Genomic DNA, 26,904 nt, shown 5'->3' on the forward strand with positions numbered 1-26,904 from the left:
CACGCCATGCGTGGATGAACACTGCACGCACTATCGCGCGTCGGCGCCCCCGCCCAGCACCTTGAACAACGTCACCCGGTTGCCCGCCTCCTGCTGCTGCAGGGCGATCAGGTCCTGCTGCGCGGCATACAGGCTGCGCTGTGCATCCAGCGATTGCAGGTAGCCATCCAGCCCACTGCGGTAACGCGCGTCGGCCAGCGTGTAGCTGCGCTGGCTGGCGGCCACCAGCGCGCGCTGCGCGTCCATCTGCGCGGTCAGGTGATCACGCGTGGCCAGCGCATCGGCCACTTCGCTGAAGGCCTGCTGGATCGCTTTCTCGTACTGCGCAATGCCAATGTCCTTGCCGATCTTCGAGGCATCCAGCGAGGCCTTCAGCGCACCGGCGTGGAAAATCGGTGCAGTGATGCTGGGTGCGAACGACCAGCCGCGGGTGCCGGCCGAGAACAGCGTCGACAATGCGCTGGAGCTGTGGCCGTAGTTGGCGGTCAGGGTCAGCGTCGGGAAGAACGCAGCGCGCGCCGCTCCGATATCGGCATTGGCCGCCTGCAGCGCGTGTTCGGCTGAGAGCACGTCCGGGCGCTGCAGCAGCACGCTCGACGGCAGGTTGGCCGGCAACGGTGCCAGTGCCACGCTACCGTCAAGCGCCTGCGCGGTCGGCAGCACGGCCGGATCCAGCGGCGACCCCACCAACAGCTGCAATGCATCGCGATCCTGCGCCTGCTGGGTCTGCAACTTGGCGAGCGCGCCGCGCGCAGCCTCCACGCTGGTCTGCACCTGCGACAGGTCCAGCCCCGAGGCCAGGCCCTGCGCATGACGGGCCTCGGTGCGCTGCAGGGTCTGCTGCTGGCTGTCCAGGGTCTGTTGCGTGAATGCCAGCGACTGCCCATCGGCGGCCAGCGCCAGCCACGCCGTCGCCACTTCGGCGACCAGGCTGGTGCGCGCCGCACGCTGGTTTTCGGCACTGGCCAGCCAGTTCTGCAGGGCTTCGTTGTTCAGGCTGCGGATGCGCCCGAACAGGTCCAGCTCCCAGCTGCTGATGCCGACCTGCACCGCGTCGGACTCGGTCACCTGGGTGGCCCCGGTCTCACTGTTGGCATCGCTGACCCGCGAACGGGTAACGCTGCCGCTGACATCCACCGACGGCAGCAGCGCCGCACGCTGGATGCGGTACTGCGCACGCTCCTTCTCCACCTGCAGCATCGCTACGCGCAGGTCACGGTTGTTCTGCAGCGCCAGCGCGATCACCTGCTGCAGGCGCGGTTCGAGGAACACCTCGCGCCAGGCCGGCATCGCCAACGCCGGGTCGGTCGCGCCGGTGGCGGCATTGCCGAACTGCACCGGCACCGGCGCATCGGGCCGCTGGTAGTGCGGCGCCATGCTCACGCAGCCGCCCAGCACGGTGGTCATCGTGGCGGCCGCCAGGGCGCGCAACAGCGTCGGCTTCATGGGCTTGCCTCCGGGGCAGCGGCTTCGGCCGGCGCACGGCCCGGGAACAGGCGGCGCACCAGCAGGTAGAACAACGGCACGAAGAACATGCCCAGCACCATCGACGCGACCGTGCCGCCGGCCACGCCGGTACCCAGCGAACGGCGCGCGGCCGAACCGGCACCGGTGGCGAACACCAGCGGCAGCACGCCCATCAGGAACGCCAGCGAGGTCATCACGATCGGTCGCAGCCGCAGGTAGACCGCCTGCAGGATCGCCTCGCGGGTACTCTTGCCCTGCTGTTCGAGGATGCGCGCGAACTCGACGATCAGGATGCCGTTCTTCGCCGCCAACCCGATCGTGGTCAACAGACCGACCTGGAAATACACGTCGTTGTTGAGGCCACGCAGGTTCATCATCAGCACCGCACCGAACACGCCCACCGGCACTGCCAGCATCACCGCGAACGGCACCGCCCAGCTTTCATACAGCGCGGCCAGGCACAGGAACACGAACAGCAGCGAGATGGCGTACAGCATCGGTGCCTGGTTGCCCGACAGCTGTTCCTGGTAGGCCATGTCCGACCAGGCATGGCTGAAGCCTTCCGGCAACTGGTCGGCCAGGCGCGCGATCTCGGCCATCGCCTCGCCGGAGCTGACGCCCGGCGCCGGCTGGCCGGTGATCTCCATCGCCGAGATGCCGTTGTAGCGCTGCAGTGCAGCCGGTGCGCTGGTCCAGTGCGTGCTGATCAGCGACGACAGCGGCACCATCTGCCCGGCCTGGTTGCGCACGCTCCAGCGCTCGATGTCCTGCGGCTGCATGCGTGCTTCGGCGGCACCCTGGATGAACACCTTCTTGATGCGGCCCTTGTAGATGAAGTTGTTGACGAAGTCGCCGCCCAGCGCAGCATTCAAGGTGTCATTGACGTCCTGCGGATTCACGCCCATGGCCTGTGCCTTGGCATCGTCCACCTTCACCGCATACACCGGGGCGTCTTCCAGGCTGGCATAGCGCACGTTGACCAGCTTCGGATCCTTGGCTGCCTGCGTCAGCAGCGTGTTGCGCGCGGCCACGGCGGCGGCATGGCCGGCACCGCCTTCGTCCTGCAGTTCCAGGGTGAAGCCGCCGGCATCGCCGAGGCCGAGGATGGCTGGCGGCGAGGTGATGAACACCTGTGCATCGGGCACGCTGGCCATCGCCCGGGTCAGCCGTGCGGCGATGGCATCGGCATCGTCCTTGCGGTCGTCCCAGTCCTTCAGGCGGATGAAGGCCTGGCCAACGTTCTGGCCGCTGCCGGTAACACTGAAGCCGGCGGTGGCCTGGATCGACAGCACGCTGTCGTCCTTCACCGCGGCAGCACTGAGGCGATCCATCACTGCACGGGTCTGCTCCAGCGTGGCGCCGGCCGGCAGCTTCACCAGCGCGTTGAGCATGCCCTGGTCCTCATCGGGCAGGAACGCACCCGGCAGGTGCCACAGCAGCAGGCCGGTGACCACGCTCAGCACCAGGTAGAACACCACGCCCAGCGTGCGCCGGCCAAGAAAACCATCCACACGGCGACGCAGCCCATTCGACGTGCGCTCGAAACGATGATTGAACCAGATGAAGAACTTGCCCAGCAGGCTCGGCTCGCCGCCGTGATCGCCATGCGGATGCCCGCCCTTGGGAATCTGGTGCAGGATGCTGCCGCACAGGGCCGGCGTAATGGTCATCGCCACCAGCACCGACAGGATCATCGCCGCGGCGATCGTGACCGAGAACTGGCGATAGATCACGCCGGTCACACCGCTGAAGAACGCCATCGGCAGGAACACCGCGGTCAACACCAGCACGATACCGACCAGCGCGCCGGTAATCTGTCCCATGGCCTTCAGCGTGGCCGGCTTCGGTGCCAGTCCTTCGAAGGTCATCACCCGCTCCACGTTCTCCACCACCACGATGGCATCGTCCACCAGCAGGCCGATGGCCAGCACCAGCGCGAACATGGTCAGCGTGTTGATCGAATAGCCGAATGCGGCCAGCACGCCGAACGTGCCCAGCAGCACCACCGGCACCGCGATGGTCGGGATCAACGTGGCCCGCCAGTTCTGCAGGAACAGGTACATCACCAGCACCACCAGGATGATCGCCTCGATCAGGGTGATCACCACTTCCTTCAGCGAGATGGTCACGAACGGGGTGGTGGTGAAGGCCACGTGGGCGGTGTAGCCATGCGGCCAGTATTTCTGCAGCTGCTGCAGCCGTGCATCGATGGCCTTGGAGACGGCGATGGCATTGGCGCCGGCATTGAGCTCGATGCCCAGCGAGGCTGACGGCTTGCCGTTGAAGGTGCTGATGCTGTCGTAGCTCTCCGGCCCCAGGCCGATCGTTGCCACGTCACCCAGGTGCACGACGCTGCCGTTGGCATCGGCCTTGAGCACCACCTGTGCGAACTGCTCGGGGGTGTGCAGGCGGCTGCGCGCGGTGACCGTGGCATCCAGCTGCTGGCCCTTCAGTGCCGGCTGGCCACCCAGCTCACCGGCCGACACGTCGGTGTTCTGCGCCTGCAGTGCGGTCTCGATGTCCGAGGGCATCAGCGCGTACTGGCGCATCTTTTCCGGGTCCAGCCAGATACGCATGGCGTATTCCTGGCCGATCGGCTGGATGTTGCCGACGCCGCTGACGCGGCTGATCTGGTCGTCGATGCGCGCTTCCATGAAGTTGGCGACATCGAAGTTGTCCATGCTGCCGTCTTCGCTGGTGAACGACAGCACCTCGAAGATCGAACCGCTGGACTTGGTGATGGTCAGGCCGTTCTGCTGCACCGCCTGCGGCAACGTGGCCATCGCGGCCTGCAGCTGGTTCTGCACCTGCACCTGCGCCGTATCCGGATTGGTGCCGGTGGCGAACACCAGGTTGACCTGCGCCGAGCCGTCGGAGGCACTGGTCGAGGTCATGTACATCAGGTGGTCCAGGCTCTGCTGGGACTGCTCGATGACCTGGGTGACCGCGTTTTCCACGGTCTGCGACGAGGCGCCGGTGTAGGTGGCGCGGATGGTGATGGTGGGCGGGGCGATCTGCGGGTAGCGGTCCACCGGCAGGATCAGGATCGCAAGCAGGCCGAGCAGGCTGACCGCGATGGCGATCACCCAGGCGAAGATCGGCCGGTCGATGAAGAAACGAACCATGCGCGGCAGGCCTCAGTGCGACTTTTCGTCGGTGTTGCCGTTCGGGTCGATCGCCGGCATCGCCGCCAGCTGGGCCGCCGTAGCCGCCACCGCCTTCACCTGCTGGCCCAGCGCTACCACGCTGCCGTTGCTGACGATCACCCGCTCGCCGGGCTCCAGGCCCTGCGTGATCTGCCACTGGTTGCCCACCACCTGGCCGGTGCTGACCCGGCGCTCGATCACGTGGTCCTTGGCATCAAGCAGGCGCAGCAGCGGCTCACCGCGCTCATTGCGCACCACCGCCTTCTGCGGCACCAGCAGCGCGCGCGCATCGGTGGCCATCGGCAGCACCGCCTTCAGGTACATGCCCGGCAGCAGCAGGCCGTCCGGGTTTGGAATGATCGCGCGCAGCACCACGTTGCCGGTACCCGGATCGACCGCACTGCCGACGAATTCCAGCGTGCCCTCATGGGCATAGGTGCTGCCGTCCTCCAGCACGACCTTCACCTGTGCCTTGCCATCGATGGCCTTCACCAGGCCGGCATCGAGCTGCTTGCGCAGCGCCAGCATCTGCGTGCTGGACTGGGTGACATCCAGGTACACCGGGTCCAGCCGCTGGATGGTCGCCAGTGCGGCGTCCTGGCCTGCGGCGACCAACGCACCGGCAGTGACGCTGGAGGTGCCGATACGGCCATCGATCGGTGCCGTCACCCGCGTGTAGTCGAGGTTGATCCGCGCCGCCTGCAGCGCAGCGCGCGCGGCAATCACGTTGGCCTGGGCCTGCTTCAGCGCCGAGGTGGCATCGTCAGCGTCCTGCTTGCTGGCCGCGTCCATGCTCACCAGCGCACGGGTACGCTCGGCCTTCGGCTGCGCCGACAGCACGGTCGCTTCGGCCTGGGCCAGCTGGCCACGGGCGGTATCGAAGGCGGCCTGGTACGGCGCCGGGTCGACCTGGTACAGCAACTGGCCGGCCTTGACCTGCTGGCCTTCGGTGAACAACCGCTGGCGGATCAGCCCGCCGATCTGCGGCCGCACCTCGGACACTTCGAACGGCACTGCGCGGCCCGGCAGGGTCTGCTGCAGCGCCAGCGGCTGCGCGCTGGCGGTGATGACGCCCACTTCAGGCGTGGCCGGCGCTTCGGTCCTGCCAGCGGAACAGGCAGCCAGGGCCAGCAGCAGAGGCAGCAGCAGCAAACGGGGGGAACAGGACAGCGGGCGCAGGAGTGACATGGGGGGCGTGGGGGCCTTGCGTTGACCCGTGCACGCTGCCGTGAAACTGTGCAGAGAATATGGAGATTGTGCGACCGGCTCAGCTGGCGCTTGCTTTCGGCGCCGCATGCGCCGCTAATGGCCTCCGCGATGGCGAAGATTCGACTCAAATTCGGCCTGACCGCGAAGACCTTCCTCGCGATCTTCACCGCCTGCCTGCTTGTGCTGGCAGTGAACGGCATTGCCAGCCGCGTGGCGTTCCAGACCGGCTTCCTGGACTACCTCAACGACCAGGGTGACCTGCGCATGCAGCGCCTGATGCCGCACCTGCAGCGTGAATTCCGCGAGCACGGCGGCTGGGACCACCTGCGCGGTGACAGCGATCGCTGGGCGCGGATGCTGCGTCCGGACCTGGCGCATGGGCACGAAGGGCCGGTGCCACCTCTGTCCGACCAGACCGGCGTTCCGTCGCGGCTGGGCCTGTTCGATGCACAGCACCGCTACGTGGCAGGCAACCCGGACGCGACCAGCGATGACGAGCCGCACGCGGTGCAGGTGGATGGACACACGGTGGGATGGCTGGGCATGGTGCCGTTCCAGACCGTCATCGCCACCAACGACCTGAATTTCTACAACACCCAGATGCGCGCCTGGTGGGTGATCGGCATCTCGCTGCTGCTGGTGACGGTGCTGCTGGCCTGGCTGGTGTCACGCGCGCTGCGCCAGCGCCTGGCCAAGCTCGCGGCGGCCACCCACCGGCTCGCCGCCGGCGACTACGCCACCCGCATCGAGCGCACCAGCGACGACGAACTGGACGCACTGGTCAACGACTTCAACCGGATGGCGCAGGCGCTGGACGATACCGAGCGCAACCGCCGCGCTTTCATCGCCGATATCTCGCACGAGCTGCGCACGCCGTTGGCGGTGGTGCGTGCCGAACTGGAGGCGATCGAGGACGGCATCCGTCCGTTGGACCGTGCCAACCTGGGCGCGCTGCAGGGCGAGATCCGCCAGCTGGGCAAGCTGGTCGACGACCTGCACGACCTGTCGATGACCCAGTCCGGCGGGCTGGCCTACCGTTTCGCCCCGCTGGACCTGGTGGCGCTGCTGCGCAGCGAGCTCAATGGCATGCGCGTGCGCTTCTCCGCAGCGGGGCTGGCACTGGAAGAAGCGCTGCCCGCCACACCGCTGCAGGTATCCGGTGACGAGCGGCGCCTGCAGCAGGTGCTGGCCAACCTGCTGGAGAACGCGCTGCGCTACACCCATGCCGGCGGCCGCGTACTCGTGCAGGCCGCACGGGTGCCTGCCGGCGTACAGCTGATCGTGGAAGACACCGCACCGGGCGTACCGGCGGAGAAATGTGCGCTGCTGTTCGAGCGCTTCTACCGGGTGGAAAGCTCGCGCAACCGCGCCAGCGGCGGCAGTGGGCTGGGCCTGGCCATCAGCCACAACATCATCCTCGCCCACCACGGCCACATCCACGCCGAACCGTCGCCACTGGGCGGGCTGCGCGTGGTCATCACCCTGCCGGAGCCTGCATGAGCACGTCCCCCGCCGACGCCGCGAAGATCCTGATCGTCGAGGACGAGCCGCGCCTGGCCGCCGTGCTGCGCGACTACCTGGCCGCGGCGGGCATGGCCAGCGAATGGGTGGATGATGGCGGCCAGGTGATCGAGGCCTTCGCCCGCTACCAGCCCGATCTGGTGCTGCTGGACCTGATGCTGCCGCAGCGCGATGGCGTGGACCTGTGCCGCGAGCTGCGCGCCAGCAGCGACGTGCCGGTGATCATGGTCACCGCGCGGGTGGAAGAGATTGACCGCCTGCTGGGCCTGGAGATCGGTGCCGACGACTACATCTGCAAGCCGTTCAGTCCGCGCGAAGTGGTGGCGCGGGTGGTGGCGGTGCTGCGCCGCTACCGGCCGGACCCGGCCGCGCGCGCCAACAGCGGCCTGCACATCGACGAGCCGGCCGCGCGTGCCACCTGGAACGGCAAGGGCCTGGACCTGACCCCGGTGGAATACCGCCTGCTGCGCACCCTGCTGGCCACGCCGGGCCGGATCTGGGCGCGCGATGAACTGCTCGACCGCTTGTACCTGGACCATCGCGTAGTGGTCGACCGCACCGTCGACAGCCATGTGCGCAACCTGCGCCGCAAGCTGGCCGACGCCGGCATGCAAGGCGAACCGATCCGTTCGGTGTACGGGATGGGTTACAGCTACGAGCCGTAACCGGTAGTGCCGGCCGCTGGCCGGCAATCGCAGAAATCCAGATGCGTCCATGAGGTTGCCGGCCAGCAGCCGGCACTACCGGTGCCTCTGCCGCGTATCATCGTCGTGAATGCCCTGATTTGCGGAGACACCGATGAACCCGTTGCGCCCCTTCCGCGACAAGATGCCCGTCCTCGGCGAGCGCGTGTACATCGATCCGGCCTGCACGGTCATCGGTGACGTGGAGCTGGCCGACGACGTGTCGGTGTGGCCGGGCACGGTCATCCGCGGTGACGTCAATTACGTGCGCATCGGCGCGCGCACCAACGTACAGGATGGCACCATCATCCATGTCAGCCACCACAGCCCCTACAACAAGGCCGGCTACCCGACGCTGATCGGCGAGGGCGTCACCGTCGGCCATGGCTGCATCATCCACGCCTGCACCATCGGCGATTACAGCCTGATCGGCATGGGTGCCTGCATCCTCGACGGGGCCCGGGTGGAGCGTCACGGCTTTGTCGGTGCCGGTGCCGTGATCGGACCCGGCAAGGTGGTCGGCGAAGGCGAGCTGTGGGTCGGCAACCCGGCACGGCCGGCGCGCACGCTGAGCGACAAGGAGATCGAGGCGCTGCATTATTCGGCCGACCACTACGTGCGGCTGAAGGACGAATACCTCGGCTGAGCGCCCGACGACGCCATCGGGCTCTGTTAAAGTCTGGGCCCGACCAGGACCTGTCGAGACCCCCATGCCTGTGGCTGCCTGCCGGAGAGGACTCCGCCGCCCACAACGAAGGCCATCGCGCTGATGGCCGCACCGATGCTCGATACCTGCCGCGAGGTGGTGACGCCGGAGGGTGTACCGCTGCAGTTGCCGGCGGCCGGCCCGGTGCCGCGGGCGATGGCCTGGCTGGTCGACCTCGGCGTGCGCATCGCGGTGCTGGTGCTGATGGCGATCCCGCTGGCGGTGCTGGACGAATTCGGCTCCGGCCTCAACCTGGTGCTGATGTTCCTGGTCTACTGGATCTACCCGATCGTCTGCGAAGCGCTGTGGGGCCGTACCCTCGGCAAGCGTGCGCTGGGCCTGCGCGTGCTGTCCCGTGATGGCGCCCCCGTCGGCTGGATGGCGGCGATCACCCGCAACCTGCTGCGCACGGTGGACATGCTGCCGTTCGGCTATGCGCTGGGCCTGGTCACCAGCCTGTTCGATGCGCATGGCCGCCGCCTCGGCGACCTGGTCGCGGGCACCGTGGTGGTGCACGCCCCCGCGCTGTACCTGCCGCCGCCACCGACCATCGACAGCGTGCTGGCCCCGCCACAGCCCCTGCGACCGGAAGAACAGGCCGCGCTGATGGCCTTCGCCGAGCGCGCGCCACGCCTGTCGGCAGCGCGCCAGCAGGAGCTGGCCGGCATTGCCGAGCCGCTGACCGGCGCACAGGGCCAGATCGGCGTGCTGCGCCTGTATGCGATGGCCAACTGGTTGTTGGGGCGGCGATGAAGCAGGAACAGTTCATCGCCCGCTACCAGCAGGAGTGGCAGGACCTGGAGCAGTGGCTGCTGCTGCGTGCGGGTGCCTCGCGCCGTGCGCGCCGCAAGGCCAGCGGCCTGGCGCTGGACGACACCGCCTTCCCGCAGCGCTACCGGCGCCTGTGCCAGCAGCTGGCGCTGGCCCGCGAGCGCGGCTACAGCCCGCAGCTGGTGCAGCGCCTGCAGCAGCTGATGCAGCAGGGCCACAGCGTGCTCTACCGCACCCGGCCGACGCGCTGGCGCAGCGCCCTGGAATTCCTGGTGGCCGACTTCCCGCTGCTGGTGCGCAGCCAGTCGCCCAGCATGTGGGCGGCACTGGCGATGTTCGCAGTGCCGGCGCTGGCCTGCTTCGTGCTGACGCAGGTCCATCCCGAGCTGATCCACATGCTGATGGACAACCGACAGATCGCCGCGATGGAACGCATGTACGATCCGGCGGCCGAGCGCCTGGGCCGTGACAGCGGCACCGACTGGATGATGTTCGGCCACTACATCCTCAACAACATCAGCATCGCCCTGCGTACCTTCGCCAGTGGCCTGCTGGCCGGGCTGGGCACGTTGCTGGTGCTGCTGTTCAACGGCGTGACCATCGGTGCGGTGGCGGGCCACCTGCAGCACATCGGCCACGGCGGGCCGTTCTGGCGGTTCGTGGCCGGGCATGGCGCGTTCGAGCTGACCGCGATCGTGATCGCCGGTGGCGCCGGGCTGCAGCTGGGCATGAAGCTGCTGGCACCCGGCCGTCGCAGCCGCCTGGATGCACTGGTCGACGGTGGCCGCATCGGTGCACGGCTGTGCCTCGGCGTGGCCTTCATGCTGCTGGTGGCCGCGTTCATCGAAGCGTTCTGGTCGTCGATCGCCGAAGTGCCGGCATGGGGCAAGTTCAGTGTGGCCGGCGTGCTGTGGGCCGGCGTGCTGCTGTGGCTGTGGCGCGGCGGACGTGGAGGCGGCGATGCGCATTGACCACCTGGACGTGGTGCTGCGCGCACGCAGCAGCTGGGAGGCCATGGAACTGGGCAGTGCGCTCGCCCGCCGCCACGCGCGTGCGGTGTGGGGCAGCTGGCTGCTGGCCAGCGCGCCGTTGTTCGTGGTCTTCAACGCGTTGGGTTGGTGGCTGGATGCCTTCGGCTGGGCCTGGCTGGCGATGTGGTGGTGCAAGCCGCTGTTCGAACGCGCGCCGTTGTACGTGCTGTCACGCGGCATCTTTGGTGAGCCGGTGGGCACGCTGGCTTCGCTGCGCGCACAGCGAAGCTGGGGCAACGGCGGTTTCTGGGGCTACCTGGGCTGGCGCCGCTTCAGCGTGCTGCGCAGCCTGTGCCTGCCGGTGAACCTGCTGGAAGGCAATGCGCCAAACCAGCGCGGTGCGCGCCGCCGCGCGGTGGCGGCCGGTGCTGCAGGCCCGGCGATGGTGCTCACCGTTGTCTGCATGGCGTTCGAAGCGGTGCTGGTGTCCGGCGCGATCGGCGCGGTGTTCATGTTCATGCCGCTGGAGCTGATGTCCGAATCCTGGCGCGCGGCGTGGGACATGATCGGCAAGGACACGCCGGCATGGGCGCGCTTTGGCTTCAACCTGGCGTGCTGGCTGGCCTCCGTGGTGATCGGCCCGTTCTTCGTCGGCGCCGGCTTTGGGCTGTACTTGAACCGGCGTACCCAGATGGAAGCGTGGGACGTGGAGATCGCGCTGCGCCGCCTGCGTGACCGCCTGCTGCCGGCGGCATCGACGCTGGCCCTGCTGCTATGCCTGGCGTTGCCGCTGGCCTGCGCACCGGTGCACGCGCAGGACGCCGATACCTTGCCCGAGCGCGCACTGGGCACACCCGGCAGCGGCGACGACGCCAATGAGGACGAGGCCGACGAATCCGCGATCGACCCGGCCAATACCCCGGCAACGATCTTCGGTAGCACGCCGGTGGACACCGCCGGCTTCCGCCAGGCGGTGAACCGCGCCTATGAAGATCCGCTGCAGCGCCCCACCCGCCAGGTCACGCGCTGGAAGCCGATTGAACAGGCCGAAGAGAAGAAGAAAAAGGACACATCCCTGCAGAAGGGTGACGACGGCAGGAGCGAACGCAACGCGCGCAAGGGCGGTATCGCCTGGCTGGCGCGCTTGGCCGAATGGGGGCTGTGGGCGCTGCTGGGTGTCCTGCTGCTGGTGTTGCTGCTGACCGCACGCCTGTGGCTGCCGTGGCTGCGCGGCAGCGGCCGGCGCACGGCCAAGGCCGCGCCACCGATACGCGAGGACGCAGTGGAGCTGCCGGCGGTGCTGCCGCCGGACGTGGCCACCCAGGCCGGCCTGTTGTGGGACCAGGGCCGGCCCCGCCAGGCGCTGGCCCTGCTGTACCGCGCCAGCGTGCGCACCGTGGGCGAGCGCAGCGGCATCGCGCTGCCGCCGGGCGCCACCGAAGCACAGTGCCTGCGCGCCTCGCGACGCATGCCCGAGGCTGCCGACCGTGACCTGTTCGCGCGCATCGTGCGCATGTGGCAGTACGCCGCCTACGGTGGCCGCCTGCCCAGCCGCAGCGACTTCGACACGCTGGCCGCTACCCTGCGCCAGCAGTACCGGTGGCAGGCATGAGCCCGCGCCTGTTCTGGTCGCTGCTGCTGGGTGCGCTGGTGCTGTTCGGCGTGCCGTTGACCATCCTCTACCTGCGCACGCACGAACGGGTGACCGAGACCCTCCGGCTGCCGCCGCAGGGCGAGGCGGGCTACAACCCGTTGTACGTGCTGGGCCAGGCGCTGCGCGCGGACGGCATCGATGTGCACTCGCGGCAGCGTCTGGAGCTGCAGCAGATGGCGCTGGGGCCGCGCGACACCGTGGTGCTGCTGCAGGACAGCAGCGAGCTGCCAGCACCCGCCGTGCGGCAACTGCTGGACTGGGTCGACCACGGTGGTCACCTGCTGGTGCGCACGCCTCCCCCGGCCGAGGACGATGCCAGCAGCACGCAAGGGCCGCTGCTGGACCAGCTCGGCGTGGAGAGCCTGTTCCAGCGCAGTGACTGCCAGCCGTTCCACATCGACGACGACGTGGGGCATTCGGAATTCTGCGGTGGTCGTCGTTTCACCCTGGGCTTCGCCGCCAGTGCACAGGCCGAGCGCCGTTGGGGCGGAGAGCGCGACCTGGTGTTCGCACGCCTGCGCCATGGCCAGGGCAAAGTGAGCGTACTGGCCGACATGGAGTTCATGCGCGGCGATGTCGATTCGCCCGCCGCACGCGTGGCCGCCGAGGCCGGCCGAGCCAGTGATGGCCTGCACGACGCGGCCCACCGCGACCTGACCCGCTACCTGCTCGACCCGAACTACCGCAAAGGGGCAGTCTGGCTGGTCTATGCCGGCCGCCCGCCTTCGCTGTGGGCCCGCCTGTTCTACCAGGGCTGGCCGTTGTGGGTGCCGCTGCTGCTGGCGCTGCTGGGCTGGCTGTGGGCACGCTCGCAGCGCTTTGGCAGCCTGCAACCGTCGCCGTTGCTGGAACGCCGCTCGCTGCTGGAGCACGTGCGCGCCAGTGGCGAGCTGCTGTTGCGCTTCGGCCACGGTGCGCGCTTGTATGAGGCGGCGCTCGGCCTGTTCCTGCACCGCCTGCGCCTGCGCGCCCCGGTCGCCGCCGCACTTGATGGCGCACCGCGCGAACAGGCCATCGCCGAGCTGCTGAAGTGGCCGCAGAGCCGCGTCGCCAGCGCGCTCACGCCCCCTCCGCCGCACGATTCCTCCGCCCTGCGCGAGCGCATCCGCTTGCTGCTCCAGATGAGATCCCTGCTATGACCGAAGTCCCCGCACTGCCGGCGGCCATCCACGCCGGCCTGATCGAACGCGTCGACGCCATCCGCGAAGCCATCGGCCACGCCTTCATCGGCCAGGCCGAGGTGCTCGACCAGATCCTGGTGGCGCTGCTGGCCGGTGGCCATGTGCTGATCGAAGGCGTGCCCGGGCTGGGCAAGACCCTGCTGGTGCGCGCGCTGGCACAGGCCCTGGAACTGGATTACGGCCGCGTGCAGTTCACCCCGGACCTGATGCCCAGCGACGTCAGCGGCCACGCGGTGTACGACCCGAAAAGCGAGAGCTTCAAGATCCGCCGCGGCCCGGTGTTCACCAACCTGCTGCTGGCCGATGAAATCAACCGCGCACCGGCCAAGACCCAGTCGGCGCTGCTGGAGGTGATGCAGGAAGGCCAGGTGACCATCGAAGGCAAGGCGTTCACGCTGGCACCGCCGTTCATGGCGTTGGCCACGCAGAACCCGCTGGAGCAGGAAGGGACCTATCCGCTGCCGGAAGCGCAGCTGGACCGCTTCCTGCTGAAGGTGCTGATCGACTACCCGCAGCTGGAAGACGAGAAGCGCATGGTGACCGCGATCACCAGCGGCCGCGCCGCCAGCGATTTCGACCTGAGCCAGGTGCCGCGCGTGCTCGGTGCGGGCGAGCTGCTGGAATTGCAGCAAGCCACCGCTGCCATCAGCGTCGATGATGAGGTGATCGACTACGCAGTGCGCATCGTCGCCGCCACCCGGCAGTGGCCGGGCATCGCCGTCGGTGCCGGCCCGCGCGGCAGCATCGCGCTGGTGCGTGCCTCGCGCGCGCAGGCGGTGCTGGCCGGTCGTGATTTCGTCACGCCGGATGATGTGCGCGACATCGCCCGCCCGGCGCTGCGCCACCGCATCGCGCTGGCCCCGGAACTGCAGATCGAAGGCCAGGACGCCGACGACGTACTGGGCGCACTGCTGGCCAAGGTGGAAGCGCCGCGCCGATGAGACCGGCCCCGCTGCTGCTGGTGCTGCTGCTGGCCTGGGCCGCCCTGGGCGGGCTGGTGCTGGGCGGTCTGCTGCCGCGCTGGGGCTGGGCACTGGCCGCAGTGGCCATCGCGCTGCCTGCACTGTTCGATCTGTGGCGGCAGACGCAGCGCGCATCGCCACAGGTGCAACGCGAGCTGCCCGAGGCGCTGGCGCTGGGCGTGCGCCGCGAGGCCGCGCTGCGGCTGCAGGCCGGGCACGCGATGACGGTGCAGGTGTTCGACCTGGTACCCGGTGGCTGGCCGCTGGAATCGCTGCCACAGCGCGTGCAGCTGAAGGCCGGGAGCGCCTCTACCCTGCACTACCACCTGCAGCCGCTGCAACGCGGGCACTTCCACTTCGAAGGCGTGCATCTGCGCATGCGCTCGCCGTGGCGCCTGTGGTGGCAGCAGCGCACCGTACCACCGGCATTGGACGTGCGCGTCTATCCGAACTTCGTACCACTCACCCGGTTTGCGTTGTTCAGTGCCGACCAGGCCTCGCGGCTGGTCGGCGCACACGTGAAGCGCCGTCGTGGCGAAGGCACCGACTTCCACCAGATGCGTGAGTACCGCGTGGGTGACAGCCTGCGCCAGCTCGACTGGAAGGCTACCGCACGTGCGCGCAAGCTGATTTCGCGCGAGTACCAGGACGAGAAGAACCAGCAGCTGCTGCTGATGCTCGACAGTGGCCGGCGCATGCTGGCCAGCGAAGGCGGGCTCTCGCACTTCGACCATGCATTGAACGCCTCGCTGGTGGTGGCCTACCTGGCCCTGCGCCAGGGCGATGCCGCCGGCCTGTTCGCCGCCGGTGGCGAGCGCCGCTGGGTGGCGCCGCAGCGTGGCATGGGCACGGTCGAGCACCTGCTGCGCGCCAGCTACGACCTGCAGCCGCGCGCAGTGGCTACCGACTACCTGGCCGCCGCCACCGAGGTGTCGCTGCGCCAGCGCCGGCGCGCCCTGGTGATGCTGGTCAGCAACGTGCGCGACGAGGACATCGAGGATCTGCTGGCGGCGGTGCGCCTGTTGCAGCGCCGCCACCTGGTATGCGTGGCCAGCCTCCGCGAGCGCGAGCTGGAAGATGCACTCGATGGTGAGGTGCAGACGCTGGAGGACGCCGCCCAGGCCGGCGCCGCCGCGCTGTACCTGCAGCAGCGCGCGAAAGCGCACGACGCGCTGCGCAGCGAGAAGGTGATGGTGCTGGACGTCACCGCCGACGCCCTGCCCGGCGCTACCGGCCCGTTGCCCCGGTAGGTGCCAACCTTGGTTGGCACGCATGCCACCGCGTTGCCGGCCAGCGGCCGGCACTACCCCTGCAGCAATCGCCGTTGCAACCGTTCCACCGCGCGCTGCAGCAGCACCCGGTTGCGGGCCAGCTTCATCCATTGCGGCAGACGCGAGAACATCGAGCGATGATGCCCGCTGCCTTCGCGCAGCGTGGCCCTGGCGTAATCGTGCAGCGCCTGCAGATGCTCGGCGTTGTACGCCCACAGCAGGCCGGCGGCGGTCTTCTCCACCAATCGCAACGGCAGGCCGAAGTCCGGGTCGATGGCTTCGTTGCCACGCCACCGCGACCGCGTGACCTCCACGTCGCTGCTGCGGCCGCATTGGCTGCAATCCGCCGCCAGCGTCCGCAGCGGCACCGCGGCACGCGCACGCAGCACCTCGATGCGTACCCACTGGTGGCCGCAATAACCGCACGGTCGTCGGCCGCCATAGCGCACCGGCCCCACCCAGTCACCGGGGCCACAGCGGCTGCAGCCGCAACCGCCGTCCAGTGCTTCGCTGCATCCCAGGCAACGGAAGCGCCGTGAATCATAGGGGCCTGTCACCCAGCCAGGCGTATCGCAGCGATGGCAGCGAACCGCTACCCGGTCGGCATAGCGAAACAGGGCATGGCCATCATCGCGATGGCGCAGGGGCGGCGATGCGGGCCGCGGGCCACCCTCGCGCCGCACCGCCATCAGACGTAGATCCGCGTCGGCGCCTCGTCCACGATTGCGTGCGGCACGAAGCGCGCACTGTCGCGGGTGATCGCGCTGTCGTCCTCGCGGATGCCGATGCCGCAGGCGTGGTCACCGATTACCCAGCTGCCGATCAGCGGGTAACCGCCTTCGAAGCGGGTCAGCGGATGCGCGCGCTGGATGATCGCCGGGCCGTCGTAGGGACCGTCACTGCGCTGGGTGCTGCCATCGGCCAGGTGCATCTCGATGTTGGCGCCTTCGCGCGAGAACAGCGGCTTGCGCACCCAGCCCGAGGCCAGCGTGCTGCCATCGTCGAAGTGCGCTTCCAGCAGGTTCGGATGACCGACATTGCGCTGCCACAGCAACGGCAGGATGCCCTTGTTGCTCAGCACCGCCTTCCACGCCGGCTCCAGCAGCTGCACGCCCGAGCCGGGCAGCGCGCGGCCGAATTCCTCGGCCATCAGGTCTTCCAGCGGGTACAGCTTGAACAATGTGCCGATCACCGAATCGTCCAGCGCGGTGAAGCGGCCGTCCGCAGACAGGCCGATATCCTCGATGGCGATGGCCTGGCCATGCAGGCCGGCCTGCGAGGCGCAGTCACGCAGGTAATCGACAGTGCCACGATCTTCATCCGAACTGCCCACCGCGCTGAAGTACAGCGGCGGTGGCAGCTGCGCGGCCAGTTCGCCGAAGCGTTCGACCAGCGCCTCATGGATCGCGTTGAACTGGTCGGCGTGCTGCGGCAGGCGACCGGCGTTGCGCTGGTCCTCCAGCCACTGCCACTGGAAGAAGCTGGCCTCGAACAGCGAGGTCGGCGTGTCGTAGTTCAGTTCGTACAGCTTGGCCGGGCCAGTGCCATCGTAGGCAAGGTCCAGGCGGCCATAGAGATGCGGCTGGCGCTGGCGCCAGCTGTCGGCGATCCAGTCGCGATAGTGCGACGGAATCGCCAGCTGGTCCATCAGCCGCTCGCTGGCGATGACATCTCCGACCAGGTCCAATGCCATCTGGTGCAGCTCGGCGCTGGGGTCTTCGATGTCCTGTTCGATCTGGCGCAGGGTGAAGGCGTAGTACGCGCTTTCATCCCAGTACGGCTGGCCGTCGATGGTGTGGAAGCGGAAACCCGCCTCTTCCGCGCGTGCCCGCCACTGGGCACGCTCGGCAATCCGGATGCGCTGCATGGGTCGATCAGCCGCCGTAACTGCCGCTGGTGCTGCGGCGCGCGCTGGTGTTGCCGAAGCCACCACGGCTGGCGGTGACCGCACGGTTCGGCTCGCTGGTGACCGGCGCCAGGCCAGCCTTGCCCGCGCCGATGCCGCTGGCGGTGTTCAGGCCGCCAGTGCCACCCGGCGCCGGGCGCGCCCAGCCCGCGCTCTTGTCCTGGTAAGCCGGCGACGCCGCCGGTGTCTGCGGGGCCAGGCCGCCGCGGTTGCTCAGCATCTGCGACATGAAGAAGCCCATCATCATCGGGCCGATGAACGAGGTGCCGGCCGACGTGTGCTGCTGCACGCACTGTTCCGGCTTGTAGTCCTTCTCGCAGGCTTCCTTGCTGGCGTACTTCGGCGCCGCATCGGCGGCCTGCTTCTGCGCTTCGGCGAAGGCGTTGCGGCACGACGACGGATCACCGGTGGCTTCGGTACAGGCCTCCACCGAGGTATACAGGCCTTCCTGCACCTTCACCTCCGGCTCCTTCTGGCAGGCGGTGAACAGCAGCGGCGCGGCGCTCATCAGCAGCAGCGCGGTGGTGCGGGAACGTTTCATGGCCTCATGCCCTGTCGACGGATCAATACCCCAATGATGCCAAATCCAGGCCAACAACCGGAATCGGCAAAGTCCGAAAGATGAACGGACTTTCATTTTCGTCGGGCATTGGGGGTCAGCGCCCATCGCGCCGCGATGGGATCCGACCCCGGACGGCGCACCGCTCTGGTAGGTGCCAACCTGGGTTGGCACACCCCCCGCGGCGCCCGGCGATGCCCAGCGCGCGCAGCCAAGTCTCCGGCAAGAAGCCCCCTTGTTGTTCAAGGGGGCGCGCCGAGGGCGCGGGGATAAGGGGAAATGCGTGGACCACCAAGCCGCTGCAAGCGGTGAAGGTGGTTGCAGCAGCAACCGAAAAAATTGGCCATGATCGGGCGACCCCCACGTCGTACGGCCCGCCCGTTCCGCCAGCCATGCCCGAATACCGTTCCCGCACCTCCACCGCCGGCCGCAACATGGCCGGCGCCCGCGCCCTGTGGCGTGCCACCGGCATGAAGGATGGCGACTTCCACAAGCCGATCATTGCCATCGCCAACTCCTTCACCCAGTTCGTGCCCGGCCACGTGCACCTGAAGGACCTCGGCCAGCTGGTCGCGCGCGAGATCGAGCAGGTCGGCGGCGTCGCCAAGGAATTCAACACCATCGCCGTGGACGACGGCATCGCGATGGGCCACGACGGCATGCTCTATTCGCTGCCCAGCCGCGAGATCATCGCCGACGCCGTGGAGTACATGGTCAACGCGCACTGCGCCGACGCACTGGTGTGCATCAGCAACTGCGACAAGATCACCCCCGGCATGCTGATGGCCGCGCTGCGCCTGAACATCCCGGTGGTGTTCGTCTCCGGCGGACCGATGGAAGCGGGCAAGACCAAGCTGTCCGAGCACAAGCTGGACCTGGTCGACGCGATGGTGGTGGCCGCCGATGACAGCGCCTCCGACGAGAAGGTGGCTGCCTTCGAGCGCAGTGCCTGCCCCACCTGTGGTTCGTGCTCGGGCATGTTCACCGCCAACTCGATGAACTGCCTGACCGAAGCGCTGGGCCTGTCGCTGCCGGGCAACGGCACCACCCTGGCCACCCACGCCGACCGCGAGGCGCTGTTCCGCCGCGCCGGCCGCCTGATCGTCGAACTCTGCCACCGCTGGTATGGCGGCGAAGACCCGAGCGCGCTGCCGCGCGGCATCGCCACCCAGGCCGCGTTCGCCAACGCGATGACCCTGGACATCGCCATGGGCGGATCGACCAATACCATCCTGCATCTGCTGGCCGCTGCGCAGGAAGCGGAGGTCGACTTCGACCTGACCCATATCGATGCCTTGTCGCGGCGCGTGCCGCAGCTGTGCAAGGTGGCGCCCAACACGCCGAAGTACCACATCGAGGACGTGCACCGCGCTGGCGGTGTGTTCGGCATCCTCGGTGAACTGGATCGCGCAGGGCTGCTCGATACCGGCGTACCGACCGTGCACAGCGCCAGCCTGGCCGACGCGCTGGAACGCTGGGACGTGGTGCGCAGCGACAATGACACCCTGCACACCTTCTTCAAGGCCGGCCCGGCCGGCATCCCCACCCAGGAAGCCTTCAGCCAGGCCACGCGCTGGCCGACGCTGGACGTGGACCGCGCCGAGGGCTGCATCCGCTCGCTGCAGCACGCGTATTCGCTGGAAGGCGGCCTGGCCGTGCTGCGCGGCAACCTGGCCGTCGATGGCTGCGTGGTGAAGACCGCCGGCGTCGATGAGTCGATCCACGTATTCGAAGGCCCCGCACGCGTCTACGAAAGCCAGGACGCTGCCGTCGCCGGCATCCTCGCCGACGAAGTGCAGCCGGGCGAGGTGGTGGTGATCCGTTACGAAGGCCCGAAGGGCGGCCCGGGCATGCAGGAAATGCTGTATCCGACCAGTTACCTGAAGTCGAAGGGGCTGGGCAAGCAATGCGCACTGCTGACCGATGGTCGCTTCTCCGGCGGTACGTCGGGCCTGTCGATCGGCCACGTCTCGCCGGAAGCGGCCAGCGGCGGGGTCATCGGCCTGGTCGAGGACGGCGACCGCATCCGCATCGATATCCCGGCCCGCCGCATCGATCTGCTGCTGGATGACTCCCGCCTGGCCCAGCGCCGCACCGACGCCGATGCCCGTGGCTGGAAGCCGCGCGCGCCGCGCCCGCGCAAGGTCACCAGCGCGTTGAAGGCCTACGCGCTGCTCGCCACCAGTGCCGACAAGGGCGCCGTACGCAACACCGCCCTGTTGGGCGATTGACCCCTGTGTGGTAGTGCCGGCCGCTGGCCGGCATCTGCACCGCGCTGGCCCACATCGATGAGGCTGCCGGCCAGCGGCCGGCACTACCCCTGCAATAACCGCCGCATCGCTCTGGCGGATGCCAACCTTGGTTGCCGGCCAGCGGCCGGCGCTACCGATCCGTTACGCTGCGCGGCATGACCCGACGCCCGCCGCGCCAGCCCCTCATCGATGCCCTGCGCGGATTCGCGCTGCTCGGCGTGTTCCTGGTCAACCTGCGCTTCTTCTCGCTCGATGCACTGATGACCGAAGCCGCGCAGCAGGCGCTGCCCAGCGCCCCGCTCGACCAGGCCATCCGCACCGGCATGGAGTGGCTGGTGGACATGAAGGCGATCACCCTGTTCTCGCTGCTGTTCGGCATGGGCGTGGCGATGCAGATGGACGGCCATGCGCCAGGCAGCGTGGCCGCGCACCTGCGGCGGATGGCGGTACTGCTGCTGATCGGCCTGCTGCATTCGGTGCTGCTGTGGTGGGGCGACATCCTGCTGGTGTATGCCGTGGTCGGCCTGCTGCTGCCGTTGTTCCGGCACCTCGGCGATCGTGCCCTGCTGTGCAGCGGCCTGTTCATCGCCCTGTTGCTGCCACCGCTGCTGTCGCCGTGGATCCGCGAATGGGTGGCCCTGCTCACACCTCGCGCGCAGATGAACGCCATGGCGCTCGATGCGCTGGCGCACGGAAGCTTGGCCCAGGCGTGGTGGCACAACCTGCAGCTGGCGGCATGGCTGAAGCTGAGCAACTGGGCACTGCTGTTCTTCGTGCTCGGCCGCTTCCTGCTGGGCTACTGGGCCGGTCGTCGCGGACTGCTGCAGCAGCCACAGGCGCACCTGCCATTGCTGCGTTCACTCGCGCTCGGTGGTTTGCTGCTGGCGGCCGCGTTCCTGTGGATCGATGACCATGCCGATGCGCTCAAGCAGGAATGGCCGGCGCTGCGTGCGGGCGTGCCCGGCTTCCTGCTGCGGGTGTCGTACCGCGTTGCGCCACTGGCACTGGGCATCGCGGCGGCCGCCGTCTTCGCCCTGCTCTATCTGCGCCCGTGGGCCGAACGCGTGCTGCGCGTGTTCGTCCCGGCCGGGCGCATGGCACTGAGCAACTACCTGCTGCAAAGCGCGATCTGCGTGCCGCTGTTTGCCGGGTTCGGGTGGGGCATCGGCCCACAGCACGGGCTGTGGCCGGTGCTGCTGGTGGCAGCGCTGGTGTTCCCGCTGCAGTTGTGGGCGAGTGCCTGGTGGCTGCGCGGCCATCGCTTCGGGCCGGTGGAATGGCTGTGGCGCAGCGCCAGCGAAGGACAGTGGCTGCCGCTGCGACGCTAGAGTGTGCACGGCCTTCAGGAAGTCCCCATGAAATTTTCCCGCGTGATCCTGTTGCTGGCGCTGGCTGGCTCCTCCGCCTCGGCGCTGGCCGACGACTGCCGGTTCGACGATCGCGCCGGACTGCTGGCGATGACGCCCGAGGCGTTCAACCGGGGGCCTGGCGAGGGTTGGGACGCGCTGATCGATCGCTCCGGCTGTCAGCGGGAGATCGCCGACCTGTTCGCCGCCTACCGCCGGCAGGCGAAGGCGACCGGGCATACCGAGCTGACCTGGCATGAGGCGCAGCTACGCGCCGACGCAGGGCAGCGCGATCCTGCCAGCGCCTTGATGCGGTTGACCTACAGGCCCCGCAACGCCGATCCGGACGGATGGAACCTGTATGTCGATGCCACCATCGCGTTTCTCGATGACGACCTGCCGGCACTGCGTCGCATGCGCGCACGACTGGCTGCACTGCCGCCGCCGGCAGGCCGCGGGCTCAGCGATGGGCCGGCGCTGATGCAGGCTGCGGATGGCACGCAGGCGGTGCCATGGCCGCCACGGCTGAAGATCGTTGATGCCCTCATCCGCTGCATGTACCAGCCCTACGCGCTGGCATCCGGATCGTGCCCGGAACCGTAGTACGGCCGCGGGTCAGCCGATCACGCGCTTGAACGGCGGCAACGCGTCGATGATGCGCTTGCCGTAGCGGCGGGTCAGCAGCCGCGAATCGAGGATGACCACGCGACCGGTGTCGGTGGAGGTACGGATCAGGCGGCCGGCGAACTGGGTCAGCGTGCGCAGCGCATGCGGAATGGCGATCAGGTTGAAGGCATTCAGCCCGCGCCCCTCGAACCACTCGCTGAGGGTGGCGGTCTGCGGGTCGGTCGGCACCGCGAACGGCACCTGGGTGATCACCACCGTGGTGCAGGCTTCGCCGGGCAGGTCGAGGCCCTCGCCGAACGAGTTCAGGCCGAACAGCACCGAGCCCTCGCCCGCCGCGACGCGGCGCAGGTGCTCGTCGATCAGCCGGGTCTTGGACATCTCGCCCTGCACCAGCACCTGCTTGCGGCGTGCGGCCGGCATCAGCCCGGCCACCTTCTCCATCTTCCAGCGCGAGGTGAACAGCACCATCGAGCCCTTGGCCCAGTCCAGCTCGGTGTCGAGGTAACGCGCCACTTCGCGAGGATGGCCTTCGCGATCATCCGGTGTGACCGGGAACTTCGGCACGATCAGCTCGGCCTGGTTGGGCAGGTCGAACGGCGAGGACAACGAGACCATCTCGGCCTCTTCGGGGATGCCGTTGTCGATCGCCAGCGACTGGAAATCGCCGCCGCCGGTCAGCGTCGCCGAAGTCATCACCACCGAATCCACTTCGTCCCACAGCAGCTTGCGCAGTACGTGCGCGGCCGACACCGGCGAGCCGTGCAGCACCAGGTCGCCGTCGCGGGTGGCGGTGACCCAACGCGCCATCGGCGGCGCGCCGTCCTTGTCCTCGCGGCGCCAGGCCTGCCACAGGTTGTACTGCTGCTCGATCATCTCCAGCGCCATGCCCAGGTTGCGCTGCAGGCGCTCGCGCGCGGCATCGTCCGGCTTGCCCTTGGCCACCTGTGCGGTGGCGGCATGCGCCCAGTTGTAGAGGCTGCGGGTATCGTCGGCCAGCGCTTCGATCGGTTCGCGCCAGGCTTCCGGCAGGCGACCATTGGCGGCACGCCACATCGGTTCCTCATCGGCCGGCGCCGGCATCCACACCCGCTCGATGTGGTCACGGAACGCGCGCAGCTGCTTGGCCACGTTGCTGGCGACGTCGATCGCTTCGTTCGGCAGCAGGTTGCCGAGGCGGTCCTTGTCCACCGCGCGGTAGGCGCCGGCAATCAGGATCTGCAGGCGGCCAGTGCGCTTGGCCATCTCGTCCAGTGCCAGGCTGGCCGCGCCCTGGTCGATCGCCACGTTGCCGATGTGATGGCCTTCGTCCAGCACCAGCAGCATGTCCGACGGTGGCGCGATCAACGGTTGGCCATTGTCGCTGTCGCCGATCGACAATGCCGACAGCAGCAGCGCGTGGTTGGTCACCACGATCTGCGCATCGCGCACGGTATTGCGCGAACGAAGGACCGCGCACTGTGCCGAGTAGGCACAGCGGCGCCCCGCGCAGCCCGAGGCCGGCGTGGTGATGCGGCTGCGCAGGCCAGGGCTGATGGTCTCCGGTGCGTTGTCGATGTCGCCGTCCCAGCTGCCGCCGGTGAAGGCATCGGTCAGGCGCTTGGCGATGTCCATCTCGATCGGTGCCAGCGGCCGATCGAACAGCGGTGCGTCATCCTCGAACATGCCGCCCTGCGAGCCCTCGCCCTGCGCCTCGGCGGCATTGCGCGTGCACAGGTAGCGGGTACGGCCCTTGGCCAGCGCCACGGTCGCTTCCAGGCCGGTGGCCTTGAGGAAGTTGGGAATATCGCGCTCGACCAGCTGCGACTGCAGTGCCACGGTACCGGTGCTGATCACCAGCTTCTTCTTGCTGGCCAGCGCGATCGGCACGCCCGCGGTCAGGTAGCCCAGGCTCTTGCCGACGCCGGTCGGCGCCTCGACCACGCCGACGCCACCGCTTTTCGACAGCGCGCGCGACACCACGCCGATCATCTGGCTCTGCGAGCGGCGGGTGGAGAAGCCGGGCGTATTGGCCTGCAGCGTCGTGTACGCCTTGCGGATCGCGTCCTTCAAGGGGTCATCGAGCGTGCGCGGAGCGGCGACGGTTTCGGTCACGCCGGGAGTTACCGTGGCTGGATCAGGCCGGTCATTGTCGCATGGCCGGCCGCATTCACCGTCGCTGGCACCCTGAACGGGCCAGCGACGACGCCCGCTGCCGGTCACGGTCCCCTGGCCGGACCGTGCCAGGGGCAGATGCGCCGGGCGTGGCCCGGCGCGAGCGGTCAGGATGCCGGGAGGGTACGGCTACGCAGCAGGCGCACCAGCGCCCACACCAGCAGCACCACGCCGATGGCCTCGACCATCGCCAGCGCGAAATGCAGCACGCCGAGGATGGCGCTCAGGCTGGACACGGAACTGAAATCACCGCTGCGGATGATCCACATCGGCAGGATGCCCGCCGCCATGCCGCCGAGGCTGGCCAGTAGCAACAGCAGCAGGCCGACCAGCGCACCGGTCCGGGTGGCGTCGCGCGGTGCACCCACCACCCAGACCAGGCCGACGCACAGCGCAATCAGTATCGGCAGGCGCACGCCCACCATGCTCAGCACCGTCACCAGCAGGGTTGCGTTGTCCATCGCTCAGTCCTCGCCGGCCAGCACCGCCGCGCCCTGGCGCAGCGACTGGTAGACCTCGTCGGTCTGCGGGCGCACGCCGTGCCACTGCAGGAAGCTCTCGGCCGCCTGTTCGACCAGCATGCCCAGGCCATCGACGGTATTGCGGCAGTTCGCCGCGCGTGCCCAGGCCAGGAAGGCGATGGCGGCCTCGCCGTAGTTCAGGTCGACGGCGGTGGTCATCGAATTGACCAGCGACAGCGGCAGCTTGAACTCGACGTCACGATCGCGGCCGGCCGAGGTGGCGTTGACGATCAGCTCGAAATCGCCGAGGTCGCGCAGGTCTTCCCAGTAGCGGCTGATCGCGCGGCCCGGTTCGCCCATCGCATCGATCAGTTCATCGGCGCGTTCCGGCGTGCGGTTGACCACCACCAGCTCGGTGATGCCGGCATCGAGCAGCGCCGGGGCGACGCTGCGTGCGGAGCCACCGGCACCGATCAGCAGCATGCGGCGGCCGCGCAGGTCCAGGCCGTGGCGGTCGGTCAGGTCGCGCACCAGGCCGATGCCATCGGTGGTGTCACCGTGCCAGCGGTCGCCCTTGCGCAGCAGCGTGTTGACCGAGCCGGCGCGGCGCGCGCGTGCGGTCAGCGTGGTGCACACCGAGAACGCGGTTTCCTTGTGCGGCAGGGTGACGTTGGCGCCGACACCGCCCTCGGCGGCGAACGCCTCCAGGCCGGCCAGGAACGCCTCCGGGGCCAGGTCGATCGCGCGGTAATCCACCGCGATGCCTTCCTGGCGACCGAACGTCGCATGGATCTGCGGCGACTTCGAGTGGGCAACGGGGTGTCCGAAGACGGCGTAACGGTCGGTCATGGAATCCTCAAGCTGGCTAGACTGATGCTCTTTCGTGCACGGACCTGGATGATGCGCATCACCCCGCCCCTGCTGGTGCTCGCCGCCAGTCTACTCTCTGCCCCCGTGGCGATGGCGTTGAACGAGTACGGCATCGAAGGCATGGGCGTGGTCTCGACCCGCGCCGATGAGGGCCGCGCCACGATCAGTGCCGATGGCCAGCGCATCGTGTTCGCTCGCCGCGGCGAGGCGGGCTGGGGCCTGTGGGAAGCGCGTGTTGTCGACGGCCGCTGGCAGCAGGCGCAGCCCCTGCCGGTGGGCGTGGCCGGTGAGGCCCGCGATCCCTACTTCAGCCGCGATGGGCGCTGGCTGCTGTTCGCGGCCGGCCGCGAAGGCACGCTGGCGTTGTATCGCGCGGCATTGGCCGCCGATGGCCGGCTGGACAGCGCCCAGGCCCTGGCCGGCGATGGCGGGCGCCGGGAAGAGCGCGGGCCGGCCCTGAGCGCGGATGGCCAGCGGCTGCTGTTTGCCCGCCAGCAGGGACGTGGCGTGGGCTGGGACCTGTTCGTGGCGCCGCTGGACGCGCAGGGTGTGCGTGGCCCGGCCACCGCACTGGCCGCCTTGAACAGCGCCGACGACGAGACCGACGGCGACTGGCTGGGCCATGACGGCGCCGTGGTGTTCAGCCGCGGCAGCGGCACGACCGCGCAGGTGTGGAGCAGCGGCTGCGCGTGGAGCGGCGCAGCCCTGCAACCGCTGGGACTGTCGTTCAACCAAACCGGCGGCTGGACCGGCGCGCCGGTGATCGACAACGCCAAGCCGGGCGAAATGATGGTCGCCAGCAGTGCGGCGAAGGCGCCGCGTGCCGGTGGCGTGGATGTATACCGGTTGGCGGTGCCGAAGGTGGCGGCGGTTGCGGGGTGCGTGCCTGCCGCACGGTAACGGCGCCATCGGTAGATCCACGCCATGCGTGGATGACCGTTTGGTAGATGCCAACCTTGGTTGGCATGCGGGAAAGTGCCAACCAAGGTTGGCACCCACCCATGCGGATGCCTTGCGAAATGCGGGTCGCCAGCAGTGCGGCGAAGGCGCCGCGTGCCGGTGGCGTGGATGTATACCGGTTGGCGGTGCCGAAGGTGGCGGCGGTGGCGGGGTGCGTGCCTGCCGCACGGTAACGGCGCCATCGGTAGATCCACGCCATGCGTGGATGACCGTTTGGTAGATGCCAACCT

Annotated in this window: 22 protein-coding genes; 13 read left to right on the forward strand and 9 right to left on the reverse strand. The window is 68.8% G+C overall.

Features of this window, described 5'->3' with window-relative positions; translation table 11 throughout:
• Positions 1 to 30 precede the first annotated feature (30 nt).
• The 3 genes from smeC to smeA are packed head-to-tail and all read right to left on the reverse strand — an operon-like array spanning position 31 to position 5,801.
• The gene (gene smeC / locus ACMZPQ_RS21065; RefSeq protein WP_197581559.1) at positions 31 to 1,446 is read right to left on the reverse strand and encodes a multidrug efflux transporter outer membrane subunit SmeC; all 1,416 of its coding nucleotides are present in this window, start codon (positions 1,444 to 1,446) and stop codon (positions 31 to 33) included.
• Positions 1,443 to 4,592 carry a multidrug efflux RND transporter permease subunit SmeB gene (smeB, locus tag ACMZPQ_RS21070; RefSeq protein ID WP_197581557.1) on the reverse strand — a complete coding sequence of 1,050 codons (3,150 nt, stop codon included), beginning with the start codon at positions 4,590 to 4,592 and terminating at the stop codon, positions 1,443 to 1,445. The genes smeC and smeB overlap by 4 nt, the downstream gene beginning before the upstream one ends.
• A 12-nt stretch (positions 4,593 to 4,604) precedes the next feature.
• Positions 4,605 to 5,801, reverse strand: coding sequence for a multidrug efflux RND transporter periplasmic adaptor subunit SmeA (smeA, locus tag ACMZPQ_RS21075; protein WP_197581555.1), 1,197 nt, complete (start codon positions 5,799 to 5,801; stop codon positions 4,605 to 4,607).
• Between the two features lie 117 nt (positions 5,802 to 5,918).
• Between smeA and baeS the strand changes: the two genes are divergently transcribed.
• The 9 genes from baeS to ACMZPQ_RS21120 all read left to right on the forward strand — a co-directional run bounded on the left by baeS (position 5,919) and on the right by ACMZPQ_RS21120 (position 15,521).
• Positions 5,919 to 7,322: a sensor histidine kinase efflux regulator BaeS gene (gene baeS / locus ACMZPQ_RS21080; protein ID WP_197581553.1), complete on the forward strand. Its 1,404-nt coding sequence runs from the start codon at positions 5,919 to 5,921 to the stop codon at positions 7,320 to 7,322.
• A complete protein-coding gene (locus ACMZPQ_RS21085) occupies positions 7,319 to 8,008 on the forward strand; it encodes a response regulator (RefSeq protein ID WP_197581551.1) in 690 nt (229 codons plus the stop codon). The genes baeS and ACMZPQ_RS21085 overlap by 4 nt, the downstream gene beginning before the upstream one ends.
• Positions 8,009 to 8,141: 133 nt before the next feature.
• The gene (locus ACMZPQ_RS21090) at positions 8,142 to 8,672 is read left to right on the forward strand and encodes a gamma carbonic anhydrase family protein (RefSeq protein WP_197581549.1); all 531 of its coding nucleotides are present in this window, start codon (positions 8,142 to 8,144) and stop codon (positions 8,670 to 8,672) included.
• Positions 8,673 to 8,795: 123 nt separating this feature from the next.
• Positions 8,796 to 9,485 carry an RDD family protein gene (locus ACMZPQ_RS21095; RefSeq protein ID WP_197581547.1) on the forward strand — a complete coding sequence of 230 codons (690 nt, stop codon included), beginning with the start codon at positions 8,796 to 8,798 and terminating at the stop codon, positions 9,483 to 9,485.
• Entirely contained in the window at positions 9,482 to 10,474 is a 993-nt protein-coding gene (locus ACMZPQ_RS21100; protein WP_197581545.1) for a stage II sporulation protein M, read from the forward strand. Before ACMZPQ_RS21095 ends, ACMZPQ_RS21100 begins: the two co-directional genes overlap by 4 nt.
• Positions 10,464 to 12,086, forward strand: a complete 1,623-nt coding sequence (locus ACMZPQ_RS21105; RefSeq protein ID WP_197581543.1) for a DUF4129 domain-containing protein — start codon at positions 10,464 to 10,466, stop codon at positions 12,084 to 12,086. Before ACMZPQ_RS21100 ends, ACMZPQ_RS21105 begins: the two co-directional genes overlap by 11 nt.
• A complete protein-coding gene (locus tag ACMZPQ_RS21110) occupies positions 12,083 to 13,267 on the forward strand; it encodes a DUF4350 domain-containing protein (RefSeq protein WP_197581541.1) in 1,185 nt (394 codons plus the stop codon). The genes ACMZPQ_RS21105 and ACMZPQ_RS21110 overlap by 4 nt, the downstream gene beginning before the upstream one ends.
• Entirely contained in the window at positions 13,264 to 14,250 is a 987-nt protein-coding gene (locus ACMZPQ_RS21115; protein ID WP_197581539.1) for an AAA family ATPase, read from the forward strand. The genes ACMZPQ_RS21110 and ACMZPQ_RS21115 overlap by 4 nt, the downstream gene beginning before the upstream one ends.
• Entirely contained in the window at positions 14,247 to 15,521 is a 1,275-nt protein-coding gene (locus ACMZPQ_RS21120) for a DUF58 domain-containing protein (RefSeq protein ID WP_197581537.1), read from the forward strand. The genes ACMZPQ_RS21115 and ACMZPQ_RS21120 overlap by 4 nt, the downstream gene beginning before the upstream one ends.
• A 53-nt stretch (positions 15,522 to 15,574) precedes the next feature.
• On the opposite strand, the gene ACMZPQ_RS21125 is transcribed toward ACMZPQ_RS21120, so the two are convergent.
• The 3 genes from ACMZPQ_RS21125 to ACMZPQ_RS21135 form a co-directional block, all read right to left on the reverse strand.
• Positions 15,575 to 16,099 carry a hypothetical protein gene (locus ACMZPQ_RS21125; protein ID WP_312647472.1) on the reverse strand — a complete coding sequence of 175 codons (525 nt, stop codon included), beginning with the start codon at positions 16,097 to 16,099 and terminating at the stop codon, positions 15,575 to 15,577.
• Between the two features lie 131 nt (positions 16,100 to 16,230).
• A complete protein-coding gene (locus tag ACMZPQ_RS21130) occupies positions 16,231 to 17,409 on the reverse strand; it encodes a glutathionylspermidine synthase family protein (protein WP_197581533.1) in 1,179 nt (392 codons plus the stop codon).
• A gap of 7 nt (positions 17,410 to 17,416) precedes the next feature.
• A complete protein-coding gene (locus tag ACMZPQ_RS21135) occupies positions 17,417 to 17,989 on the reverse strand; it encodes a DUF1190 domain-containing protein (RefSeq protein ID WP_197581531.1) in 573 nt (190 codons plus the stop codon).
• Between the two features lie 410 nt (positions 17,990 to 18,399).
• Between ACMZPQ_RS21135 and ilvD the strand changes: the two genes are divergently transcribed.
• From ilvD to ACMZPQ_RS21150, 3 genes are all read left to right on the forward strand, one after another.
• Positions 18,400 to 20,238 (forward strand): dihydroxy-acid dehydratase, encoded by a 1,839-nt coding sequence (gene ilvD / locus ACMZPQ_RS21140; protein ID WP_197581529.1) that lies wholly within the window; start codon positions 18,400 to 18,402, stop codon positions 20,236 to 20,238.
• A gap of 176 nt (positions 20,239 to 20,414) precedes the next feature.
• Positions 20,415 to 21,587: a DUF418 domain-containing protein gene (locus tag ACMZPQ_RS21145; protein WP_197581527.1), complete on the forward strand. Its 1,173-nt coding sequence runs from the start codon at positions 20,415 to 20,417 to the stop codon at positions 21,585 to 21,587.
• Positions 21,588 to 21,614: 27 nt separating this feature from the next.
• Positions 21,615 to 22,208: a hypothetical protein gene (locus tag ACMZPQ_RS21150; protein WP_197581525.1), complete on the forward strand. Its 594-nt coding sequence runs from the start codon at positions 21,615 to 21,617 to the stop codon at positions 22,206 to 22,208.
• A 12-nt stretch (positions 22,209 to 22,220) separates the two neighbouring features.
• On the opposite strand, the gene dinG is transcribed toward ACMZPQ_RS21150, so the two are convergent.
• From dinG to aroE, 3 genes are all read right to left on the reverse strand, one after another.
• Complete coding sequence (gene dinG / locus ACMZPQ_RS21155) at positions 22,221 to 24,323, reverse strand: ATP-dependent DNA helicase DinG (RefSeq protein WP_197581523.1); 2,103 nt, start codon at positions 24,321 to 24,323, stop codon at positions 22,221 to 22,223.
• 167 nt (positions 24,324 to 24,490) lie between these two features.
• Positions 24,491 to 24,844, reverse strand: a complete 354-nt coding sequence (locus tag ACMZPQ_RS21160; protein ID WP_197581522.1) for a hypothetical protein — start codon at positions 24,842 to 24,844, stop codon at positions 24,491 to 24,493.
• A 3-nt stretch (positions 24,845 to 24,847) separates the two neighbouring features.
• Positions 24,848 to 25,693: a shikimate dehydrogenase gene (gene aroE / locus ACMZPQ_RS21165; protein ID WP_197581521.1), complete on the reverse strand. Its 846-nt coding sequence runs from the start codon at positions 25,691 to 25,693 to the stop codon at positions 24,848 to 24,850.
• A 48-nt stretch (positions 25,694 to 25,741) separates the two neighbouring features.
• Here aroE and ACMZPQ_RS21170 point away from each other — a divergent pair, with 48 nt between their 5' ends.
• Positions 25,742 to 26,614, forward strand: coding sequence for a TolB family protein (locus ACMZPQ_RS21170; protein ID WP_197581584.1), 873 nt, complete (start codon positions 25,742 to 25,744; stop codon positions 26,612 to 26,614).
• The last annotated feature ends 290 nt before the right edge of the window (positions 26,615 to 26,904 follow it).

The organism is Stenotrophomonas maltophilia, from assembly GCF_047497515.2.
In the GTDB taxonomy this organism is placed as follows: domain Bacteria; phylum Pseudomonadota; class Gammaproteobacteria; order Xanthomonadales; family Xanthomonadaceae; genus Stenotrophomonas.

Coding starts and splice junctions, on each gene's coding strand:
- ACMZPQ_RS21090 (WP_197581549.1), top strand. CDS start 8,142: ATGAACCCGTTGCGCCCCTTCCGCGACAAGATGCCCGTCCTCGGCGAG.
- ACMZPQ_RS21130 (WP_197581533.1), bottom strand. CDS start 17,409: ATGCAGCGCATCCGGATTGCCGAGCGTGCCCAGTGGCGGGCACGCGCG.
- smeA (WP_197581555.1), bottom strand. CDS start 5,801: ATGTCACTCCTGCGCCCGCTGTCCTGTTCCCCCCGTTTGCTGCTGCTG.
- ACMZPQ_RS21170 (WP_197581584.1), top strand. CDS start 25,742: ATGATGCGCATCACCCCGCCCCTGCTGGTGCTCGCCGCCAGTCTACTC.
- smeB (WP_197581557.1), bottom strand. CDS start 4,592: ATGGTTCGTTTCTTCATCGACCGGCCGATCTTCGCCTGGGTGATCGCC.
- ACMZPQ_RS21160 (WP_197581522.1), bottom strand. CDS start 24,844: ATGGACAACGCAACCCTGCTGGTGACGGTGCTGAGCATGGTGGGCGTG.
- ACMZPQ_RS21100 (WP_197581545.1), top strand. CDS start 9,482: ATGAAGCAGGAACAGTTCATCGCCCGCTACCAGCAGGAGTGGCAGGAC.
- ACMZPQ_RS21135 (WP_197581531.1), bottom strand. CDS start 17,989: ATGAAACGTTCCCGCACCACCGCGCTGCTGCTGATGAGCGCCGCGCCG.
- ACMZPQ_RS21150 (WP_197581525.1), top strand. CDS start 21,615: ATGAAATTTTCCCGCGTGATCCTGTTGCTGGCGCTGGCTGGCTCCTCC.
- ACMZPQ_RS21085 (WP_197581551.1), top strand. CDS start 7,319: ATGAGCACGTCCCCCGCCGACGCCGCGAAGATCCTGATCGTCGAGGAC.
- baeS (WP_197581553.1), top strand. CDS start 5,919: ATGGCCTCCGCGATGGCGAAGATTCGACTCAAATTCGGCCTGACCGCG.
- smeC (WP_197581559.1), bottom strand. CDS start 1,446: ATGAAGCCGACGCTGTTGCGCGCCCTGGCGGCCGCCACGATGACCACC.
- ilvD (WP_197581529.1), top strand. CDS start 18,400: ATGCCCGAATACCGTTCCCGCACCTCCACCGCCGGCCGCAACATGGCC.
- aroE (WP_197581521.1), bottom strand. CDS start 25,693: ATGACCGACCGTTACGCCGTCTTCGGACACCCCGTTGCCCACTCGAAG.
- ACMZPQ_RS21145 (WP_197581527.1), top strand. CDS start 20,415: ATGACCCGACGCCCGCCGCGCCAGCCCCTCATCGATGCCCTGCGCGGA.
- ACMZPQ_RS21105 (WP_197581543.1), top strand. CDS start 10,464: ATGCGCATTGACCACCTGGACGTGGTGCTGCGCGCACGCAGCAGCTGG.
- ACMZPQ_RS21115 (WP_197581539.1), top strand. CDS start 13,264: ATGACCGAAGTCCCCGCACTGCCGGCGGCCATCCACGCCGGCCTGATC.
- ACMZPQ_RS21095 (WP_197581547.1), top strand. CDS start 8,796: ATGGCCGCACCGATGCTCGATACCTGCCGCGAGGTGGTGACGCCGGAG.
- ACMZPQ_RS21120 (WP_197581537.1), top strand. CDS start 14,247: ATGAGACCGGCCCCGCTGCTGCTGGTGCTGCTGCTGGCCTGGGCCGCC.
- ACMZPQ_RS21110 (WP_197581541.1), top strand. CDS start 12,083: ATGAGCCCGCGCCTGTTCTGGTCGCTGCTGCTGGGTGCGCTGGTGCTG.